The sequence below is a fragment of the Pseudoflavitalea sp. G-6-1-2 genome (genome assembly GCF_012927185.1).
In the GTDB taxonomy this organism is placed as follows: domain Bacteria; phylum Bacteroidota; class Bacteroidia; order Chitinophagales; family Chitinophagaceae; genus Pseudobacter.
The window spans coordinates 1,610,291-1,630,280 of sequence record NZ_JABBGB010000001.1 but is presented as its reverse complement, the minus strand read 5'-3'; the positions used below and the strand labels follow the sequence as shown (position 1 = coordinate 1,630,280).

Below are 19,990 nucleotides of genomic sequence, written 5' to 3'. Positions count from 1 at the left end.
AGGTAGCTGAAAAAATCCTTACCTTTTCCTTTCATAATCCAATAGAAATGATAAGGAACCAACAACACCAGTATTCCACAGACATACTGCTCGTTGGAGCAGGCATCATGAGCACCACTCTTGCCATGCTGCTGAAAGAGCTTGACCCTTCACTGAAAATCTCCATTCATGAAATTCTGAATGGCCCCGCTCTCGAAAGCTCCAATGCCTGGAACAACGCAGGAACCGGTCATGCTGCACTCTGCGAACTCAACTACACTCCCGAGCAACCGGATGGCAGCATCGATATATCCAAAGCACTCGACGTAAACACTCAGTTCGATCTCTCCCGTCAATTCTGGGCTTACCTTGTGAAGCAGGACATTATCAGTGATCCGCAGGCCTTCATACATGCGGTGCCACACCACAGCTTTGTTCGCGGAGATAAAGACATTGCTTTTCTGAAAAAAAGATTTGAAACGCTTACTGCGCATCCGTTGTACAAGGGGATGGAATATACCGAAGACCGCAACCTTCTCAGCGAATGGTTCCCACTTGTAATGGAAGGCCGTGATCCCAACGATAAAGTAGCCGCCACCAAAATGAGTACTGGTACGGATGTAGACTATGGCAGCCTCACCAAACTCTATCTGTCACATCTTCAAAATACGGAAGGTTTCACCATCCGGTACAACAGCCGCGTTGAAGACCTCCAACGTTCAGGCAATGGATGGGAAGTGAAGATCAGGGATGAGAAAAGCGGAGATCATTTTTATGTACATGCCGGTTTTGTATTTATCGGTGCCGGTGGCGGTGCATTACATCTGCTGCAAAAATCAGATATACCCGAAGGCGATGGCTATGCAGGTTTCCCTGTAAGCGGCATCTGGCTTCGTACAGACAATCCGGCCATCACATCAAAACATCATGCAAAAGTATATGGCAATGCAGCAGAAGGATCACCTCCCATGTCTGTGCCGCATCTCGATACACGCAATATCGACGGAAAGGTTTCGCTGCTCTTCGGCCCGTATGCAGGCTTCTCTACAAAATTTCTGAAGCATGGTTCTTTCCTCGATCTTTTTACATCGATAGACATACACAACATATTGCCCATGCTGGCCGTGGGCCGCGACAACTGGTCTTTGGAGAAATATCTTATCGGCCAGTTGCTCGAATCGGATGAGAAACGCTTCGATGCATTGCAGGAATTCTATCCGCTCGCCAAAGAAAGCGACTGGCGTCTCGAACAGGCAGGGCAACGTGTTCAGATCATCAAGAAAGACAAGGAGCATGGTGGCGTATTGAAATTCGGTACAGAGATCATCAGTTCTGCAGATCATACTGTGGCAGCCTTGCTGGGAGCCTCGCCCGGTGCTTCCACTGCAATTGCGATTATGCTTGGTGTGATCGAAACTTGTTTTGCAGATCAATTGAAAAACAAAGGATGGAAAGATAAACTGCAACAGATCATTCCCAGCTACGGTGTATCGTTGTTGCAGCAACCCGATCTCTGCCTCAAGCTCAGAGCAGAGAATGCAAAGACATTGAATCTCTGACAAAAAAACACCGGTGCAGGACTGCACCGGTGTTGCGTTAAAACCGCCAAATGAAGCCGGGGCGTTATTCTGCTCCACCGCCCAGCGCACGATACAGATCAGTCTGCGCCAGCAGCTGCTCACGCCTGATACTGATCGCTTCCACTCCGTTCTGCAACACATTATTCTGCGCCGTGATCACTTCCAGATAATTGGCCTTTCCTGTTCTGTAGAGCAATAATGCATCAACCACTGCTTTATCCAGCGAAGCAGTTTTCTCTTCAATTATTTTTAGTCTTTTTGCAGCATGCGAAGCCTTCGACATTGCATCTGATACTTCTCCCACCGCCACCATTACTGTTTGCCGGAACTGCGTTACCAGTCTTTCTTCTTCCAACTGCGTTATTCTGTAATTTGTTTTCAGTTCATTTTTTTGGAAGATCGGCTGCGTAAGATTTCCAGCAAAAGTGTGAAATAGCGATGCCGGAATCATAAACCATTGATGTGATTTGAAAGCATTCAAACCAGATTGTACTGAAATGCTCAACGATGGATACATCGCGGCTTTCGCCAATCCTGTTTTAGAGTAAGCAGATACAACAGCCTGCTCTGCCGATCTCACATCGGGTCTTCTGCTCAGCAGCTGTGCCGGCACACCGGTACTGAATGATTCTGAAACCTGCAACTGGCTATTACTCCGCGCAATCGAAGCCGGATAACTTCCACATAAAATACTCAACGCATTCTCCTGCACTTCGATATTCTGAATGGTCAGCGGAACCAACAGCTCTGCTGTATTTTTTTGTGCCCGCACCTGCTCTAAAGCCAGTGAATTGGCTCTTCCGGCATTGTATTGCAGCTCTACCATTCTGAATGTACTGTCAGCCAGTTCTACACTGCGTTTTGCGAATAACAGCTGTTCATCGAGGCTCACCAGATTATAGTAAGCCTGTGCTACTTCAGCAATGATGCGGGTCTTAGTGGCAGTGATCATTTCTTTCTGGCGGACGTACTCTGCTTTCGCGCCCTGCTTCTGCATCGCTGCCTTCCCCCAGATATCAGCTTCCCACGACAGCTGCACATTCGCATTGTAATCATCGATATACCTCGTTCCGATGAACTGCTCGCCCAGTGCGCCATTCATTGAATTCTTAGAAGGATAGTTCCTGTTTGCCCCGATATTGAAATCCGCAGTTGGAAGCAATGCAAGCCTCGCCTGTTTATAATTCAGATCGAGCTGCTGCAAAGTGATGGCGGCATACTGCATGTCATAATTCTTCTTCAAAGCCGAATCGATCAGATTCGTGAGCAGCGGATCTTTGAAGAACGTTTTCCATGGAAGCAGCACCGTGTCTGCTGTTACCGGAACCTCCTGTCTGAACTGCGCCGGCATATTCAAATCCGGCTTGCTGTATTTTTTACCAACCACACAAGAAGAGAACGTCACCACAGTTGCCAGCAGCAATATCATCGTTGTGTTATTCATCACTCCTGCTTTTATTGTTTGAAACTGTTTTTCGCTACCTGCAATTTTTTCATGCAGGTATTGGAAGAAGATGAACAGAATGGGAATTACAAATATTCCCAGCACCACACCACTCAGCATTCCGAAACCCGCACCAATACTGATCGATTTGTTACCGACTGCCATTCCACCTTGTGCAAACATCAGCGGAATCAACCCTACAATGAATGCCAGCGAGGTCATTACAATCGGGCGCAGCCTTGCCTTCGCACCAAGCATCGCAGCATCCAGCAAACTCATTCCTGCTTTTCTGCGCTGCACAGCAAACTCCACAATCAGGATTGCATTCTTCGCCAGCAATCCTGCCAGCATGATCAATCCTACCTGCACATAGATATTGTTATCCAGACCTGCCAATGCAATGGCACTGAATGCTCCGAGTATACCGGTTGGAATAGAGAGCAACACACTCAACGGCAGCAGATAACTTTCGTACTGCGCTGCAAGCAGGAAGTACACGAACAAAAGACAGAGTCCGAAAATCAGGATCGTCTGATTGCCCACTGATTTTTCTTCCAGGCTAAGTCCGGTCCATTCGTAGCTGTAATCCGATGGAAGTTTATCGAGCAGCTTTTCGAGATTCTCCATCATCTGTCCATTGCTGTATCCGGGAATACCTACCACATTTATGTTGATGGCATTGTACATATTGTATCTGCTCACCGATTCCGGACCATACACTTTATGCAATGAGATCAACGATTTTGCGGGCACCATCCCACCTTTGTCGTTGCGCACGAAAATTTCATTGAACGCATCTTCATCAGTTCTGAACACGCCATCGGCTTTTACAGAAACCCGATAGAATTTTCCGAATCTTGAAAAATCAGCTGACTGATCTCCCGCGAGGTAAGTTTGAATGGCAGACAGCAATCCTGCAACACTTACTCCCATCTGTTTGGCTTTGTCTTCATCCACTTCAAGATCGAACTGCGGATAGTCCGACCGGAACATCGTATATGCCATCATCACTCCGGGTTGCTGCATAATCTCACCAATCACTTTATCAGCCTGCGCTTTGAAAGAGTTCAGATCACGGCCCATTCTATCCTGCAACACAATCTCTGCCCCACTGGCAACCCCATAACCCTCAACCGGAGGCATGCGCAGGGCCATGATCGAACCTTCCTTAACTGTACTCAGCTTCGCATTGATGATGCCTAAGATCTCGTCGATGTCTTTTACTGCTCCTCTCTCGTTTTTCTTTTTCAACTTTACAAATCCCATCGCATACGAAGTGCTGGCACTGCTGCTTAACAGGTTGTATCCTGTAATGCTTGTATTGTTATCGACGGCTTCCACTTCTTTCATCAAACCGTTTATCTTTTGCGCAACAGCTGTAGTACGATCCAATGCTGTACCGGCTGGCATCGTTACACTGTAGATGATGAATCCATCGTCTTCCATCGGTACAAAACTTTTCGGGATCACCGACATGATGCCGATTGCCAGCGTACCGATCACCACTACAAATGAAGCGGCCAGCCATTTTCTTTTTACCAGAAACTGCAATCCACGAACATATCTTCCGGTGAGATTATTGAATCCCGCATTGAATGCTGTGGAAAATCTTTTACCGATACTCAATTTCTTTCCATGTGCATCCGCATGATGATTCTTCAGGAACAATGCACAAAGCGCGGGCGTCAGCGTAAGCGCATTCACCGCAGAGATGATGATGGCAATCACCAGCGTATAGGAAAACTGCTTGTAGAAGATGCCCGAAGAGCCTGTCATGAAGCCGATCGGAATGAATACTGCCGCCATCACCATGGTGATTGAGATAACTGCTCCTGTAATTTCGCTCATCGCGCTGCGCGTTGCTTCTCTGGCAGACAGATCAGATCCTTCCATTTTACTGTGCACTGCTTCCACCACCACAATGGCATCATCCACTACAATTCCGATGGCGAGTACCAAAGCAAAAAGTGTAAGTACGTTGATGGTGAATCCGAATACGAGCAGAAAGAAGAATGTTCCGATAATCGCCACCGGCACTGCAATGGCAGGAATGAGCGTTGACCTGAAGTCTTGCAAAAACAGGAACACCACAATGAACACCAGTATGAAAGCCTCTATCAGTGTGGTTTTCACCTGCCCGATCGCTTCATCCAATCGCTCTTTGGTACTCATTACATTGGCGAACTTAATTCCCGGAGGAAACGATTTCGATAATCTTTCAATCTCCTTCTTTACACCTATCTCAATTTCGTTTGCATTGGACCCAGTGGTCTGGAGGATGGCAAGCGTTACTGCATTTTGTCCGTTGGATGTGTTATCACCGCTGTAGGCAATTGATCCAAACTCCACTCTCGCCACATCTTTCAGTCGAAGTACCTGACCATTGTTTGTCTTAATGATCATGTTCTCATACTGCTCGGTCTGGTTTTTCTTCCCTTTGTATCTGATCACATACTCAAGTGCTGCATTCGATTCTTCGCCCAGTTTACCCGGAGCCGCTTCGAGACTCTGATCTGCAATCGCTGCTTTGATATCATCCGGAACAAGACCTGCATTCGCCATCTTTCTCGGATCGAGCCAGATGCGCATAGAGTAATCCTTCATCCCGAAAACCTGCGCCTGTCCTACTCCCGGCACACGTTTGATCTGCGGAATCAGATTGATGTTCGCATAGTTCTGCAAAAACAGTTCATCATACTTATTATTGTCTTCGGTGTAGAGGTTAAAGATCATGATCATGCTGTTCTGTTGCTTCGAAGTGGTCAATCCCTGACGGATCACTTCCACCGGCAGCTTTGGTGTTGCCTGCGACACACGGTTCTGCACATTCACTGCTGCCTGATCTGCATTCACTCCCTGTTTGAAAATGATGCTGATAGAAAATGTTCCATCATTGCTTGCAGTGGATTTGATGTACTGCATGTCTTCCACACCATTGATGGATTCTTCGAGTGGCGTTACTACCGAGCGGATCACAGCTTCGCTGTTACCGCCTGGATATGCTCCGCTCACCGTTACTGTAGGCGGAGAAATATCCGGGAATCTCGTCACGGAAAGCCGCGTCAATCCTATCACTCCCAGTATCACCAGCACAATAGAAATTACTGTGGCCAGTACTGGTCTGTCTATAATTCTTCTTAACATGATTAGTCTGTTTGTTGTCTGTGATTTTTCTTGCCTTACAGTCCGGTTGAATCGGCCACCATCTGCGGTTTTACAGGTGCACCATCACTCAGCAATTCTGTGCCGGTAATGGCAATTTTATCTCCTGCATTTACACCTTCTTTTACGAGGAAGCGATTGCCTTTCTTTCCACCTACGGTGATCAGTTGCATGGCAACTTTGTTGCTGTCGCCGAGTGTATAGATGAAATATTTATCCTGCAGATCGCGCACGCATTCCATGGGGATTGTGATAGCAGAGGATACAGATCTGGTGAGTACCACTCTGGCTGCGCCACCTGAGCGAAGGAGTTTATCAGGATTAGCAAACACTGCTTTCATAGCGATGCTTCCTGTGGTTCGGTCGATATTTCCGCTGGCCATTTCAATCGTTCCTTTGTGGGCATACCTTGTTCCGTCTGCCATTATCAGTTCGGCAGTATTGGCAATGCCATTGGACGATTTCGATTTCATCATCTCCAGATAATCTGCTTCGCTCATAGAGAAGTACACCAGTACTGAATTGATCTCTGAGAGGGCAGTGAGCGGCGCTGCATCTGCCGGACCAACCAGATTCCCAATTCTGTTGGGGATGCGTCCGATGTATCCGCTTACAGGTGCCTGGATCAAACTGAAGGCTGCATTGATTTTCGCAGTGCCCAATTCTGCTCTGGCTCTTTCAACATCGGCTGTAGCTGCATCATAGCTCACCTGCGCTGTGCGAAGCTGAACGCCAGACTCTACTTTTTCCTGCACCAGTGGTTTCAGATTCTCCAACTCTATTGAGGCCTTCGTTTGTGCAGCCTGTGCCGATTTTAGGGCAGCGGCTGCGTTGTTCACCTGTTCGGATAACAGCTTGTCGTTGATCTTGAACAATGGTTGTCCTTTCGTAACGAAGTCACCTTCTTTTACGTAGATCGCTTCGAGATAACCGGTCACCTGCGGGCGTACATCCACATTAATGCTTCCTTCAATTATGCCGGGATATTTGCTTTCGAATGTTGTATTGGCAGCAGTGGCTTGAATAAAGTTCACTTCAGGCGCAGGGGCCTGTGTCATTTCGTTTCCGGCAGTTGATGCTCCGCATGATGCGAGTACAACCATAGCGCACAAGATGAGAAATCCGAGCAATGTGCGTTCTGTGCCGATGATTTGCCTTTTCATTTTTCTTGAGTTGAAATATTTAAGGCAAATTGACTGAAACATGAGCGGATCAGTTGGCCAAAAGCAACCCAAGCGTCATAATCGGTTACCGAAACGGAATAAGGAGAATATTTTTAATGAGCGAGGATACAGATTGCCTAAGAATCAAGCCAGTTCTTGAATACGCCGGCTTTCTCGCGGCTTACGATGATCTCTGTTGCCGGGCTTTGCTTCAACACCACCTTGATCTTTGCGTTGAAGTAATTGTAGATCTGCGCTACTGAATCGATATGGATAATAAATTGCCTGTTGGCACGAAAGAATAATTTGGGATCGAGCTGCTGCTCCAGTTCTTCCATCGTTTGGGGAAGCACTTCTGTTTTACCATTGAGCAATTTCGCTCTCGTGATCTTTTGCTCTGAGAAAAAATATTCCACTTCGGATACCAGCACGGTTTTGTATCCATCACGAAAGGGAAGCAGAAAGCGGGTGCGATAGTCTTTTTTGTGGAAGTAATTCATGAGTCCTTCGATGGACTTCTGTGCGGCTGCCATCGCCTGTGCCTCTACTTTTCTGAAACCTGCATCGAGCTCGGTTTTCTCCACCGGCTTGAGCAGATAATCTACACTGTTGAATTTGAAGGCGCGCACTGCATATTCATCGTAAGCAGTGGTGAAGATGATCGGACTTTTGATGTTCACTTTTTCGAAGATATCGAAGCTGAGTCCGTCGGCGAGACGAACATCCATCATGATGAGATCAGGCGAATCGTTGTTTTCGATCCAATCCACTGCTTCTGCAACACTTTCCAGCACACCCAGTATCTTCAGATCAGGGCGCAGATCGGTGATCAACCTTTTGAGTCTGTCTGCGTTCAGCTTTTCATCTTCGAGTATCAGCACGTTTTTGATCATAATTCGAGCAATGGTAATGAAACAACAAATGAATGACGGTCTTTTCTTACCTGCGGCACTTTATCTGAAAGAAGCCTGTATCGTTCTATCACATTGCTCAGTCCGATACCGGACGAACGGGCTGCATGTTCCAATGGTTTCACTGCATTGGAAACCACCAGCCCATCGGATAAAGTACCGCGGATACTCACTTTCAGCGGATCAGCCTTGATGGTCTTATTGTGTTTCAAAGCGTTCTCGATCAGTAACTGAAGCGACATGGGAGGAAGGTACAGGTGCAGGCATTCATCATCCACCTGTACATCGAACTGTACGCCTTCACCTGCTCTTTGCTGAATGAGAAAGATATAAGCATTCAGGAATTTCAGCTCTTCTTCCAGAGTGATGATGTCTTTTTTTGCATTCATCAGCAGGTAACGATAAACCTTGGAAAAGTTTTCGGAGTACTCGTATCCCAGTTGCTGGTCGGTGAGAATCAGTTCGGAAAGCACACTGAGATTATTGAAAACAAAGTGCGGATCGATCTGGAGTTTCAAGGCCTGCAATTCCGCCTCAACTGCAGCCTGCTTGTGCTCGGCGGCTTTCAACTTATGTTCAGCGGCTTCCATCGCAGTTTTTTTCCAGTTCGCGATGAGGTATTGCCCGGCATAGAGGGTACTGGTCATGAGGCCGAGGAGAAAACTAACCGTCAGCCATTGCCAGAGTTCGGGGTCGCGCCACGAGATCTCTTCATCCTTGATCTTATCATAAAAGAAGAAGAGCAGTAATCCGAATTGTATACAGCTGATCACCAGCACAGCTATCAATTGCAGGAAACACTGAACCAGCAATCTTCTGCTGGCATTGTCTGTCCAGGAGATTTTCCTGTTCAGCTTTTCATTGATGAAGAAGCTGGTTTCAGATATCAACAGGCTGTAAAACAGTGCGAGTGACAATTCGATAATAATCTCTCCTGTAGGTGTTTTCAGATATTCTTTCCAGAATTTGGCGTCGGGATGCAACAGAAAAAACATCAGGTAGTACATTAGAAAAGTAACAAGAATGATCGCCACTCTTCTTCTTTTATTACTCACCAGATTATTGCCTTCGAAGTATCCCATGTAGTTTTTTTGAAGCTGCCAGCGGCTTTCGCCGGGTAAAATTTCACCTGCGAAGCTACTTATATGTGCTTACAGCGTATCGTAAAAATAAACCTAAACGTCATAAACCTGCTACCAAAACAGCTTTTGGGGGCACCGAAACAAATTAAAATTCATAAAACTTACAGGTACGGTAACGGCGGTTTTTACAATGCCCCTATCTTTGGCCCCTCAAAATTGATTACTACATGAACTTTAAGAAAGCCTCACTGATCGCTCTTACAAGTTTTGCTGCGATTGCCTCGTATGGCCAGGATAACCTGGTGAACTCACTGAACGGAAACGCCAGTGCCAATGCCAAACAGAAATTTGAATTTACACCCGTTATCAGCCTCAGCTGTACAGATGTGAAGAATCAGGGAAGCAGCGGTACCTGCTGGAGCTATTCCGGTAACTCATTCCTCGAATCAGAAATGATCCGCATGGGCAAACAGCCAGTGGACATTGCAGAGATCTATACTGCCCGTTGCGTATACATCGAAAAAGCAAAGAACTATGTTCGCATGCACGGTGCCGTTAGCTGGGGAGATGGTGGTGCACTTCATGATGTAACTAATATCTATGCCGCTTATGGCGCGCTTCCACAGGAAGTTTATACCGGTCTCAACTACGGAACCGACAAAAACAAATTCGGTGAAATGCAGGATGTGCTGAAAGGCATGCTCGACGGCATCATCAAAAACAGCAACGGAACCCTCACTCCAAACTGGCTCACCGCCTTCACTGCAGTGCTGGATTCCTATCTCGGAAAAGTTCCTGAAAGCTTCAGCTACAAAGGAAAAACTTACACTCCGCAATCATTTGCGAAAGAAGTGATCGGCATCAACGCTGCTGATTACATCGAGCTGGGTTCACTCACTACCGCTCCTTACTACACACAAACCTTCCTGCCTGTTCCTGATAACTGGAGCTTCAGCCAGGTGTACAACGTAACTCCCACTGATCTTACCGATATCATCGACAACGCACTGAAAGCCGGCTACACTGTAGGCTGGGCAACAGACGTAAGCGAAAAATATTTCAGCTGGAAGAATGGTGTAGCATACGTTCCCGAAACTCCGGTAGAAAAAATGAGCCCTGCAGAGCAGGCTGAACTTTTCAACGGACCTAAGAAAGAAATGGCTATCACTGCCGAGCTTCGTCAGAAAGCATTCGACAACTACGAAACTCAGGACGATCACGGTATGCAGATCGTAGGCATCACCAAAGACCAGAATGGTAAAGAATACTATATGGTGAAGAACTCATGGGGACTGTCTAACGACTACAAAGGATTCCTCTATGTAACCAAGAACTACGTGCAGTACAAAACCACTGCGCTGATGGTGCATAAGAATTCCCTGCCCAAAGGCATGGCTCAGAAACTGAAACTCTAATTGGAGTTACCTCATAAAAAGAAAGCCGTTCCATCAGATGGAACGGCTTTCTTTTTTGGAAGAAGTAATTCGATTATCCGAAGATCTCGTTCAGCAAACCGGCGAGATGAACACCGCCTTTCAGCAGCTGATCATTCATGGTTTGAACGTGATCGAAATTGTAACGGTAGCTCAGTTTCTGTTCAGGCTTTACTCCTGCATACAGATCCTGCGCAATTTTGTAAGAGTTGATGATCCATGCGCTTACAGGCTGGCTCTGCAGTTCTCTGCGTTGTTCTTTGGTAGTATGATTGATAGATGCAGCATATTCTGTATAGCTGAGCTGCTGGTAATCGATCAGTTTTTCGTCCCAAAGACTATGCAGGTTGCAAGGTTCGTTGAACCAGTAAAGTTTGATGCGGTTGCCGCCCAGATCTTCAAACCTGCCTACATGCATTGGCTGGTGTACATCTCCTACAATATGGATCAGCAATCGCAGGTACATCAGTTTCTTATCCTGCGTCAGCAGTTTATGATTTTTCAGTTGCTGGGTAAGGAAATTAATTTTCGTATACGCATTAACGGTGGTATCCTTTGCGAGGATGGCTTCGATTTCGGCTTCCGCCAATCCTTCTCTCAGATTGATGTAATGCCATGGGCCGAGATAATTGAAGGTAGTGTCCGATTTGATGAAATCGGGCCAGTTGCTGGTGATGGCCATCGATTCGAATCCGAGAATGCCCTTGACTTGTCTGCACGCTCTCTTTGTGAGGTAAGATTCAGCGATCTCCGCTACAATCCTGTGCCCCAGCATTCCCCATGCCATCGATTGAAATGGCAAATAAAACAACGCTGCTGCCAGCAGCAATTTTCTCAATACTTTCATGAAAGGTGATTTTGCTGCGCTAAAATAGATCATTTCTTCATGCAAAAGGGGATGCGATTGTATGTGGCATCGACTACACCTGCGTTCTGTACCCTGAGTGAGCGAAATGATTGTCCGGATACCCGTATGCCGGCACCAGGTTTGCAGCAAGCTGCTGCAGGTCATAGAAACACCTGATGAGTATCATAAATACATAGGTCCAATTATCACAACTTGCACGTAACTTTATATAAACCAGATACCATGCAAAATATCCTTGTTCCTGTTGACTTCTCTCCTGTTTCCCGGAATGCCGCGATCTATGCTGCAGAGCTGGCAAAGAAATTCAATGCAAAACTTTTGTTGTTCCATGCCTACATGCTTCCAACACCGGTAAGCGAAGTGCCTTATGTGATGGTAACAGCCGATGAGATGCAAAAAGAGAATGAGGAGTTCATCAAAAATGAAGCAGCACATCTGCACACAACTTATCAGGTTGAAGTGGAGTGGCAGGTTCGGATAGGCATTGCGTCGGATGAAGTGAAGGCGCTGGCCGCCGAAAAAGGAGCAGACCTGATTGTGATGGGCATGAAGGGTGCAGGTGGACTGGATAAGATCATCGGAAGCACCACCACCAATGTGATCCGCAAACTGAAAGTACCGGTACTGGTGATTCCGGAGAAAGCAACCTACCAGCAGATACTTCATATAACTTATGCTTACGATCTGAATGATCCTTCCAATGTGGCGTTGTTTCAGCCGCTGCTGGATCTCGCGTCGGGCTACCAGAGCAGGTTTTCGTTGCTGCATGTGCAGTCGCCCTCAGAAAATGAGTCCAGTTCAGCAGCAATTTCCGCACTGGAACAGGTGTTCAATGGGCGTCAGGTTTCGTTTGTGACTGCGGAAGACAGCAATGTAACCAAGGGGATCAGCGAATATCTGGCCCAGCACCCCTGCGAGTTGCTGGCGATGGTGGCGCATCGTCATAATTTCTTCGAGCGGGTATTTTCCAAAAGCAATACCACCGCTATGGCCTACGAAACCAGCATTCCGCTGCTGATACTGCACAACAAAGAATAGCCGCCGGAAGGCCGGAAATTCCTCCTGAAACGGTCTTCTTAGTGAAAAAAGCCATAAAAATGATGGACTTACGGCCATCTTTTTGGGTTATTTGCCCAATTGAGCGCGAGTTTCCATACATTTGCACCCCAATTAAAAATTGTAATATGGCAACCGTTACCAGAGAGAATATAGGGCTGCTGAACGACAAAATCACAGTAAAAGTAGCAAAGGAAGATTACCTGCCTTCTTTTGAGAAGGCTCTGAAACAATATAGCAAATCCGCTACCATCCCAGGTTTCCGCAAGGGAATGGTGCCTGCCGGCATGATCAAAAAGATGCACGGTCAGAGCGTATTTACCGATGAGGTTCTCCGCACTGTGGAGAAAGAACTCACCGAGTACATGACAAAAGAGAACCTGGAGATCTTTGCCCAGCCTCTTCCCATGTCTGAGAATGATGCCCGTCAGCTCAACATGAACAATCCTGCGGAATATGCATTCGCATTTGAAATCGGACTGAAACCCGACTTCAAAGTAGCTGATCTCGGTAGTGAAAAACTCACGCGTTATAAAGTGTCTGTTACAGAAGAGATGATCAACGAAGAAGAAGATCGTCTCCGTATGCGTCATGGTAAAATGACCGAGCCTGAGTCAGTTGCCGGCGACGACAACGTACTGAACGTAACCTTCATCGAAAGCGATGCTGATGGCAACGAAGTAGAAGGTGGCGTGAAGAAAGACAACAGCCTGCTGGTAAAATATTTTGCACCATCATTCCGTGCAAGCCTCACCGGCAAGAAGAACAACGACAGCGTTGTGCTCACACTGGCTTCTGCATTCGATGAGAAAGAAAGAGAGTGGATCCTCGGAGACCTCGGTTTCGACAAACACGATGCAGCCGCAGCAGCAAAGACTTTCAAAATGCTGATCACTAAAGTTGGTCACGTTGAAAAAGCAGAACTGAACGAAGAGTTCTTCAAAGCAGCATTCCCCGGAAAAGAGATCGCAAACGAAGCTGATTTCCGCAATGCAGTGAAAGAAGAAATTCAATCATACTGGGATAAGCAGGCGAGCAATCATATGCAACACGAGATCTATCACGTGCTGCTCGATCATACCAAGATCGAATTCCCTGAGACTTTCCTGAAACGCTGGATCCAGCAAGGTGGCGAACAACCTAAAACTGCAGAACAGGCAGAACAGGAGTTCCCTTCATTTGCAAATCAGCTGAAATGGACTGTAATCATCGACAAGATCGTTCGTGAGCATGGTGTTGAAGTGAAACCCGAAGACATTCAGGCATTCGCTAAGCAACAGCTGTTCGGATACATGGGAATGAATGCAGGAGACGAAGAACAACCATGGATTGCAGACTACGTGAATCGTATGATGCAGGACAGGAAGTTTGTGGAAGATGCATACCACCGTGTACAAACTGAAAAAGTATTCGGATGGGCAGAAACCCAGGTGAAACCTACAGATAAGCCTGTAACGATCGATGAGTTCACAAAAGAACTGGAAAAACATCAGCACCATCATCATTAACAGGTGATGTGAAGATATAGAAGGGGCGTACCGATGGTACGCTCTTTTTTTTCCACCAATACGTCACCTATCTCTCACTTCCCCTGCCAATAATTACCCGTCCAATCCGCTATTTCTGCCCTCCCCATTTGATTTCGTGGCAAAATGTCGGATTTTTGAAGTAGCACGGTATTTGGTCTGTCAAATGACTTATATTGCTAACTAAATCAATAGGAATACGTTATGAACCTTGGAAAAGAATTTGAAAAATATGCAGTGAAACACAGGGGCATTTCGAGCAATACCCTGGACTCTTATACTAAACACCAGGTCACTAACCTCACTCCCAATATCATCGAAGAACGGCCAATGAATGTTGCCGTGATGGACGTATACAGCCGCCTAATGATGGATCGTATCATTTTCCTCGGCTACCCCATCAATGATGAAGTGGCCAACATCATTACAGCGCAGATGCTCTTCCTCGAAAGCACAGACCGTCATCGCGATATTCAGATGTACATCAACTCACCCGGCGGAAGCGTTTACTCCGGTCTCGGTGTTTATGATACCATGCAGTACATCACACCCGATGTATCTACCATCTGTATCGGAATGGCCGCCTCTATGGGAGCTGTTCTCCTCTGTGCAGGAACAAACGGAAAACGTACTGCACTGAAGCACAGCCGCATCATGATGCACCAGCCAAGCGGCGCCATCGGTGGACAGGCGAGTGATATCGAAATCACCGTGAACGAGATCAGAAAGATCAAGAAAAATCTCTACGACATCATTGCTTACCACACCGGCAAACCGGTTAAGACCGTGGAAAAAGACAGTGACCGTGATTACTGGCTCACTTCTGAAGAGGCCAAAGAATACGGCGTTGTAGACGAAGTACTGCTGATCAACCCACGCAAGGAAAAGAAAGACTAACTAACTAAAAACACTAAACGAATAGCATGAGCAAGTATTCAAAATACCTGACCAATCCATACCGCATGGATGATGGGGAAGAAGAAGAAAAGGAAGAACAGCCGAAGTCTGACCTGATGATGTTCGCTAAAAAACTCGAAAAATATTTCTTCGAACAACGCGCCGTTCATCTCTGGGGTGTTGTGGACGATAAATCTGCCAAAGACGTTACCACCAAACTGTTGTTGCTGGATAACGACGATCCCGGTAAAGAAATCAAATTCTTCATCAACAGCCCCGGTGGTGTTGTAACCAGCGGCATGGTTATTTATGATACCATGAAACTGATCAAAAGCCCTGTGAGCACCATTTGTATGGGTCTCGCAGCAAGCATGGGATCACTGTTGCTGAGCGGTGGCGCAAAAGGCCGCAGATTCATCTATCCTCACGGAGAAGTGATGATTCACCAGCCAAGCCTTGGCGGATACATCCAGGGTGTTAGTACCGATCTGGAAATCCAGGCGAAACAAACCAAGCGCGTAAAAGAAGTGAGTGCACGCATTCTGGCCGAAAATACCGGCAAGAAATTCGAGCAGATCATGAAGGATTTCGACCGCGATTACTGGATGGATGCAAAAGAATCCATCGAATACGGTATCGTAGATCATATAACAGACAAGTTATAAAGTTCTCATAATCAGAGCCCCAACTTCCAACAATCTCGGTAACAACGCATTAACCTGCACTTTACCTTTTTAATTGGGATTTGGGGCTTCATTTAGATACCTTTGTAACCGGAGACGAAGAATCAATTATGGCAAAAACAACCTTGCATTGTTCCTTTTGTGGTCGCAGCCGTGATGAAGTGAAAATACTCATCGCAGGTCAGGAAGGACATATATGCGAAAACTGCGTTGAGCACGCACAGGAGATCATCGAGCAGGAGCTCATGATCCGCAGTGAAACCGCCCCCGCTCCTTCTTCCTTCAAACTGAATGTGAAGAAGCCAATGGAAGTGAAGAAATTCCTCGACGAATATGTGATCGGTCAGGATGAAGCAAAAAAAGTTTTATCCGTAGCCGTATACAATCACTATAAACGTTTGCAGCAGAAACCTTCTGAAGGTGATGTTGACATCGAGAAGAGCAATATCGTGATGGTTGGAGAAACCGGTACAGGTAAAACCCTGCTGGCTAAAACCATCGCCAAGCTGCTGAATGTTCCTTTCGCTATCGTAGATGCAACCGTATTTACAGAAGCCGGATATGTAGGGGAAGATGTGGAAAGCATCCTCACCCGTCTGCTCCAGGTTTGTAACTACGATGTACCTGCAGCTGAAAGAGGCATTGTGTATATCGATGAGATCGACAAGATCGCCCGCAAGGGAGACAATCCTTCTATCACCCGCGACGTAAGTGGCGAAGGTGTTCAGCAGGGATTGCTGAAACTGCTCGAAGGAACTGATGTACTTGTTCCACCACAGGGAGGCCGCAAGCATCCTGAGCAGAAACTGATCAAGATCAATACACAGAATATCCTCTTCATCTGTGGTGGTGCATTCGATGGAATCGATCGTGTGATCGCACGCCGTGTGAACACCAACGCCATCGGTTTCAACGTGAACAAAGAACTGCAGGAAACCATGAAGAAGAACCTGCTGCAGTACATCACTGCAACGGATCTGAAATCGTTTGGTCTGATACCTGAGTTGCTCGGTCGTCTGCCCGTGGTTACTCACCTCAATCCGCTGGATGCAGAAACCCTCCGCTCCATTCTCACAGAACCGAAGAATGCGCTCATCAAACAGTACAAAAAACTGTTCGATCTCGAAGGCATTCAACTGAATATCGAGAATGAAGTACTGGATTTTATGGTAGACAAAGCGATGGAGTACAAACTCGGCGCACGTGGTCTCCGCAGCATCTGCGAAAGCATTCTCACCGATGCTATGTTCGAGCTTCCTTCTTCCAAACAAACTGTATTCAATCTCACGCTTGAGTACGCACAGAAGAAGTTCGACAAGAGCAAGATGAGCATGCTGAAAGTGGCCTGATAACTAATCGTCACATTCTTACATAATCAGTGCCGGGAAAACAGTCCCGGCATCTTTTTTAAAACTTGTTATCATGAAAGATCTCATTGAAAAATTAAAAGCTGAAGGATTGACCGAAGAGCAGGCATTACGCGCCATCGAAGTGATCAAGAATTTCGCGAAAGAAAAGCTGCCGCTGTTCGGAGGCGTCATCGACAAGATGTTTGCGAAATATGGTCCGAAAGAAGAAGATGATTTCATGCCTTAATCGAAAGCATACACATTATTGAAGGCCGGCTCATTGCCGGCTTTTTTATTGCAAAACGTAAAGCCCCCGCAACCATTCGGGGGCTTTACAAGACATGACAGACAAAACCAGTTAGGATTCTTACTTTACTTTCCGAGCACTTCTCTGGCGATAACCAGTTTCTGTATTTCGGAAGTTCCTTCTCCGATAGTGCAGAGTTTACTATCGCGATAATATTTTTCTACAGGGAAATCTTTTGTGTAACCGTACCCTCCGAAGATCTGAACTGCGTCGGTAGATACTTTCACAGCTACTTCGCTGGCGTAGTATTTTGCCATGGCAGATTCTTTGGTCATTTTTTCTCCGGCAATTTTCAGCGAGCAGGCTTGCAGCGTGAGCATTTCAGCCGCTGCAATTTCAGTGGCCATATCTGCCAGTTTGAAGGAGATGCCCTGGAACTGAGAGATTGGCTGATCGAACTGATGGCGCTCTTTTGAATATTGAAGCGCAGCTTCGTAAGCGCCCTTTGCGATGCCCAGTGAAAGTGCTGCAATTGAGATACGGCCACCATCGAGGATCTTGAGGGATTGCTTGAAGCCATCGCCTACTGCACCGAGACGGTTTGCATCGGGGATGCGGCAGTTGTCGAAAATCATTTCGGCAGTTTCGCTGGCGCGCATGCCGAGTTTGTTCTCTTTTTTGCCGCCGCTGAAACCGGGGGTGCCACGCTCTACAATGAAGGCAGTGGCATTGCCGCTGGTGCGGGGCTCGCCTGTACGTGCGATCACAACTGCTACATCACCGCTGATGCCGTGGGTGATCCAGCTCTTGGTACCATTAAGTATCCAGTGATCGCCGTCTTTTACGGCGGTGGTTTTCATATTGCCGGCATCGCTTCCGGTATTGGGCTCTGTGAGTCCCCATGCACCGAGCCACTCTGCAGTGGCGAGCTTGGGGAGGTATTTACTTTTCTGCTCTGCGTTTCCGAAGGTCATGATATGACCGGTGCAGAGGGAGTTATGAGCCGCAAGACTCAAACCAACTGAACCACACACTTTGGCGATCTCCTGAATAATGGCAACATATTCATAATAACTGAGACCGGCGCCTCCGTATTCTTCGGGAACCAGTACCCCCATTAGTCCGAGTTTACCCATTTCCTTGAAAACGGGTATGGGAAATACCTGACTCTCGTCCCACTCCATTACATATGGCTTAATGTACTGGCGGGCGAAATCGGCTGCTGTCTGTGCTACCTGTTGTGTTAATTCAGCTGTTTGAAAATTCATACGTTATGCTATTGGCTACAATCGTTAAAGGCAAGTGCAAGATAACAGATTTCAGCAAACAAACTAACATTTGTTAGCGGTATTTTTTATCCGCGACACTTCACCCTTAACAATTGAGTGATTGGCGATTAATTATGCGGGGGTCAGGGGATGTTGAACTCAATATACGGCGCAATTTTCGTGATGAGAAGCGGCGGAAGCAGTATGATTTTTGTCAGGTCTCCGATGCTTTTGAATGGTCCGTGCTGCTTTCGGAAATCCACAATGGCGCGGGCCAGCTCCCATCGCAGGTAAGGATGCTGCCGCAGGGTTTCCTGATCTGCTTCATTGATGCGGATCTTTCGTAACTGAATTGTGGAACTTCTCAGCCACGGTTTGATCTTCTGAAAGGTTGAATCGGGCAATGCCCAGGTCTCCGCCACCTGATCGATACTATGGAAACCTCCGAGTTTTTCTCTGAATTGCACAATGCGGAAAGCGAGTCTGCTGCCTATGCCCGGCAGTCGGGCCCAGTCGGCAGTATCAGCTGCATTGATATCGGTAACGATGTATTGCTTGCGCCGGGGATAATTTACAGCAGACGAAAAACGGCTCTGATCGGTTCGTTGATAGTGCAGACCTGATCCCTGCTGATTTGTTTCTCTATTGAAAGTTTCGCTGAACAGACTGCTACCGCTAGTTGGATAGCTCCCGTTTCCACTTCTTTGCTGATAAAAACTTCTCCGATCTGCAAGCTGTTTTTCACCGGATGAATTGATCCGGATGTACGGCATCAATCTTTGTGCATCATTTGCATGCATGCCATAGATCTTTGTGATATCCTCCGGCTTCCGGAATCGCCCCCCTTTGCTGAGGTAATTGAATATTGTGCGAACGATCTTTTCAGGGATACCGAGTTGCCTCCAACCCGAAAATGCTAATGTGTTTGGATCGAAATTGAATAAGGAAACAGGATTGTTCACCTCTGCTCCATTGCTCTGATCCGTTGATGCCGTTGCCAATTCACCTGCATCCGGTTGTTGCGGCATTTTATCGCCTCTATCATTTTCATCCTCCTGTTCCGGGCCGTTACCATCACGCTTAATTTCACCTCTGTATTTCGATTGGTTCTTTTGATGCTGCAATGCCAACAGTTCTTCCTGTATTTTCTTTGCGGCATCTGCATCCACAGTAAGCTCCGGCGCACAGAAGAATCGTGGGAGAACACAAACGATCCCAAGAATAACCAACAGCAGATAAATACCGGTACGCTCTTTCTTTGAAAAAACGAGATAGTCTTTCCAGCTTTCTTTCATAAGGCATCGGTTTAATGGACACAAATCTATCCAGTTGAAAAGACATA

Annotated in this window: 15 protein-coding genes; 8 read left to right on the top strand and 7 right to left on the bottom strand. The window is 46.7% G+C overall.

The features are described 5' to 3' along the window. The first annotated feature begins 47 nt into the window (after positions 1-47). Entirely contained in the window at positions 48-1,538 is a 1,491-nt protein-coding gene (gene mqo, locus HHL16_RS06770) for a malate dehydrogenase (quinone) (protein ID WP_169424369.1), read from the top strand. Between the two features lie 64 nt (positions 1,539-1,602). Here the strand turns inward: mqo and HHL16_RS06765 are convergent, their stop codons facing one another. The 4 genes from HHL16_RS06765 to HHL16_RS06750 all read right to left on the bottom strand — a co-directional run bounded on the left by HHL16_RS06765 (position 1,603) and on the right by HHL16_RS06750 (position 9,321). Further along, a complete protein-coding gene (locus tag HHL16_RS06765; protein ID WP_169424368.1) occupies positions 1,603-6,147 on the bottom strand; it encodes an efflux RND transporter permease subunit in 4,545 nt (1,514 codons plus the stop codon). A 35-nt stretch (positions 6,148-6,182) separates the two neighbouring features. After that, positions 6,183-7,328 (bottom strand): efflux RND transporter periplasmic adaptor subunit, encoded by a 1,146-nt coding sequence (locus tag HHL16_RS06760; RefSeq protein WP_169424367.1) that lies wholly within the window; start codon positions 7,326-7,328, stop codon positions 6,183-6,185. 137 nt (positions 7,329-7,465) lie between these two features. Next, complete coding sequence (locus HHL16_RS06755) at positions 7,466-8,221, bottom strand: LytTR family DNA-binding domain-containing protein (RefSeq protein ID WP_169424366.1); 756 nt, start codon at positions 8,219-8,221, stop codon at positions 7,466-7,468. Further along, the gene (locus HHL16_RS06750; RefSeq protein WP_169424365.1) at positions 8,218-9,321 is read right to left on the bottom strand and encodes a histidine kinase; all 1,104 of its coding nucleotides are present in this window, start codon (positions 9,319-9,321) and stop codon (positions 8,218-8,220) included. Before HHL16_RS06750 ends, HHL16_RS06755 begins: the two co-directional genes overlap by 4 nt. Before the next feature lie 227 nt (positions 9,322-9,548). Between HHL16_RS06750 and HHL16_RS06745 the strand changes: the two genes are divergently transcribed. Continuing rightward, positions 9,549-10,736, top strand: a complete 1,188-nt coding sequence (locus tag HHL16_RS06745; RefSeq protein WP_169424364.1) for a C1 family peptidase — start codon at positions 9,549-9,551, stop codon at positions 10,734-10,736. A 73-nt stretch (positions 10,737-10,809) separates the two neighbouring features. On the opposite strand, the gene HHL16_RS06740 is transcribed toward HHL16_RS06745, so the two are convergent. Then, positions 10,810-11,601, bottom strand: coding sequence for a S1/P1 nuclease (locus tag HHL16_RS06740; protein ID WP_169424363.1), 792 nt, complete (start codon positions 11,599-11,601; stop codon positions 10,810-10,812). A 243-nt stretch (positions 11,602-11,844) separates the two neighbouring features. Here HHL16_RS06740 and HHL16_RS06735 point away from each other — a divergent pair, with 243 nt between their 5' ends. From HHL16_RS06735 to HHL16_RS06710, 6 genes are all read left to right on the top strand, one after another. Continuing rightward, positions 11,845-12,660 (top strand): universal stress protein, encoded by an 816-nt coding sequence (locus HHL16_RS06735; protein WP_169424362.1) that lies wholly within the window; start codon positions 11,845-11,847, stop codon positions 12,658-12,660. Between the two features lie 146 nt (positions 12,661-12,806). Then, complete coding sequence (tig, locus tag HHL16_RS06730; RefSeq protein WP_169424361.1) at positions 12,807-14,186, top strand: trigger factor; 1,380 nt, start codon at positions 12,807-12,809, stop codon at positions 14,184-14,186. 222 nt (positions 14,187-14,408) lie between these two features. Further along, entirely contained in the window at positions 14,409-15,101 is a 693-nt protein-coding gene (locus HHL16_RS06725; protein ID WP_169424360.1) for an ATP-dependent Clp protease proteolytic subunit, read from the top strand. A gap of 26 nt (positions 15,102-15,127) precedes the next feature. Further along, complete coding sequence (locus tag HHL16_RS06720; RefSeq protein ID WP_169424359.1) at positions 15,128-15,766, top strand: ATP-dependent Clp protease proteolytic subunit; 639 nt, start codon at positions 15,128-15,130, stop codon at positions 15,764-15,766. A gap of 128 nt (positions 15,767-15,894) precedes the next feature. Further along, positions 15,895-17,133, top strand: a complete 1,239-nt coding sequence (clpX, locus tag HHL16_RS06715) for an ATP-dependent Clp protease ATP-binding subunit ClpX (protein ID WP_169424358.1) — start codon at positions 15,895-15,897, stop codon at positions 17,131-17,133. A gap of 73 nt (positions 17,134-17,206) precedes the next feature. After that, entirely contained in the window at positions 17,207-17,380 is a 174-nt protein-coding gene (locus HHL16_RS06710) for a hypothetical protein (RefSeq protein ID WP_169424357.1), read from the top strand. Between the two features lie 125 nt (positions 17,381-17,505). Here the strand turns inward: HHL16_RS06710 and HHL16_RS06705 are convergent, their stop codons facing one another. Together HHL16_RS06705 and HHL16_RS06700 are read right to left on the bottom strand one after the other, a co-directional pair. Then, positions 17,506-18,648, bottom strand: coding sequence for an acyl-CoA dehydrogenase family protein (locus tag HHL16_RS06705; protein ID WP_169424356.1), 1,143 nt, complete (start codon positions 18,646-18,648; stop codon positions 17,506-17,508). A 143-nt stretch (positions 18,649-18,791) separates the two neighbouring features. Next, positions 18,792-19,943 carry a helix-hairpin-helix domain-containing protein gene (locus HHL16_RS06700; RefSeq protein WP_169424355.1) on the bottom strand — a complete coding sequence of 384 codons (1,152 nt, stop codon included), beginning with the start codon at positions 19,941-19,943 and terminating at the stop codon, positions 18,792-18,794. Between the last annotated feature and the right edge of the window lie 47 nt (positions 19,944-19,990).

What these genes read in the sequence shown, in the direction of transcription:
- mqo (WP_169424369.1), top strand. Translation starts at nt 48, where the DNA reads ATGATAAGGAACCAACAACACCAGTATTCCACAGACATACTGCTCGTT.
- HHL16_RS06765 (WP_169424368.1), bottom strand. Translation starts at nt 6,147, where the DNA reads ATGTTAAGAAGAATTATAGACAGACCAGTACTGGCCACAGTAATTTCT.
- HHL16_RS06760 (WP_169424367.1), bottom strand. Translation starts at nt 7,328, where the DNA reads ATGAAAAGGCAAATCATCGGCACAGAACGCACATTGCTCGGATTTCTC.
- HHL16_RS06755 (WP_169424366.1), bottom strand. Translation starts at nt 8,221, where the DNA reads ATGATCAAAAACGTGCTGATACTCGAAGATGAAAAGCTGAACGCAGAC.
- HHL16_RS06750 (WP_169424365.1), bottom strand. Translation starts at nt 9,321, where the DNA reads ATGGGATACTTCGAAGGCAATAATCTGGTGAGTAATAAAAGAAGAAGA.
- HHL16_RS06745 (WP_169424364.1), top strand. Translation starts at nt 9,549, where the DNA reads ATGAACTTTAAGAAAGCCTCACTGATCGCTCTTACAAGTTTTGCTGCG.
- HHL16_RS06740 (WP_169424363.1), bottom strand. Translation starts at nt 11,601, where the DNA reads ATGAAAGTATTGAGAAAATTGCTGCTGGCAGCAGCGTTGTTTTATTTG.
- HHL16_RS06735 (WP_169424362.1), top strand. Translation starts at nt 11,845, where the DNA reads ATGCAAAATATCCTTGTTCCTGTTGACTTCTCTCCTGTTTCCCGGAAT.
- tig (WP_169424361.1), top strand. Translation starts at nt 12,807, where the DNA reads ATGGCAACCGTTACCAGAGAGAATATAGGGCTGCTGAACGACAAAATC.
- HHL16_RS06725 (WP_169424360.1), top strand. Translation starts at nt 14,409, where the DNA reads ATGAACCTTGGAAAAGAATTTGAAAAATATGCAGTGAAACACAGGGGC.
- HHL16_RS06720 (WP_169424359.1), top strand. Translation starts at nt 15,128, where the DNA reads ATGAGCAAGTATTCAAAATACCTGACCAATCCATACCGCATGGATGAT.
- clpX (WP_169424358.1), top strand. Translation starts at nt 15,895, where the DNA reads ATGGCAAAAACAACCTTGCATTGTTCCTTTTGTGGTCGCAGCCGTGAT.
- HHL16_RS06710 (WP_169424357.1), top strand. Translation starts at nt 17,207, where the DNA reads ATGAAAGATCTCATTGAAAAATTAAAAGCTGAAGGATTGACCGAAGAG.
- HHL16_RS06705 (WP_169424356.1), bottom strand. Translation starts at nt 18,648, where the DNA reads ATGAATTTTCAAACAGCTGAATTAACACAACAGGTAGCACAGACAGCA.
- HHL16_RS06700 (WP_169424355.1), bottom strand. Translation starts at nt 19,943, where the DNA reads ATGAAAGAAAGCTGGAAAGACTATCTCGTTTTTTCAAAGAAAGAGCGT.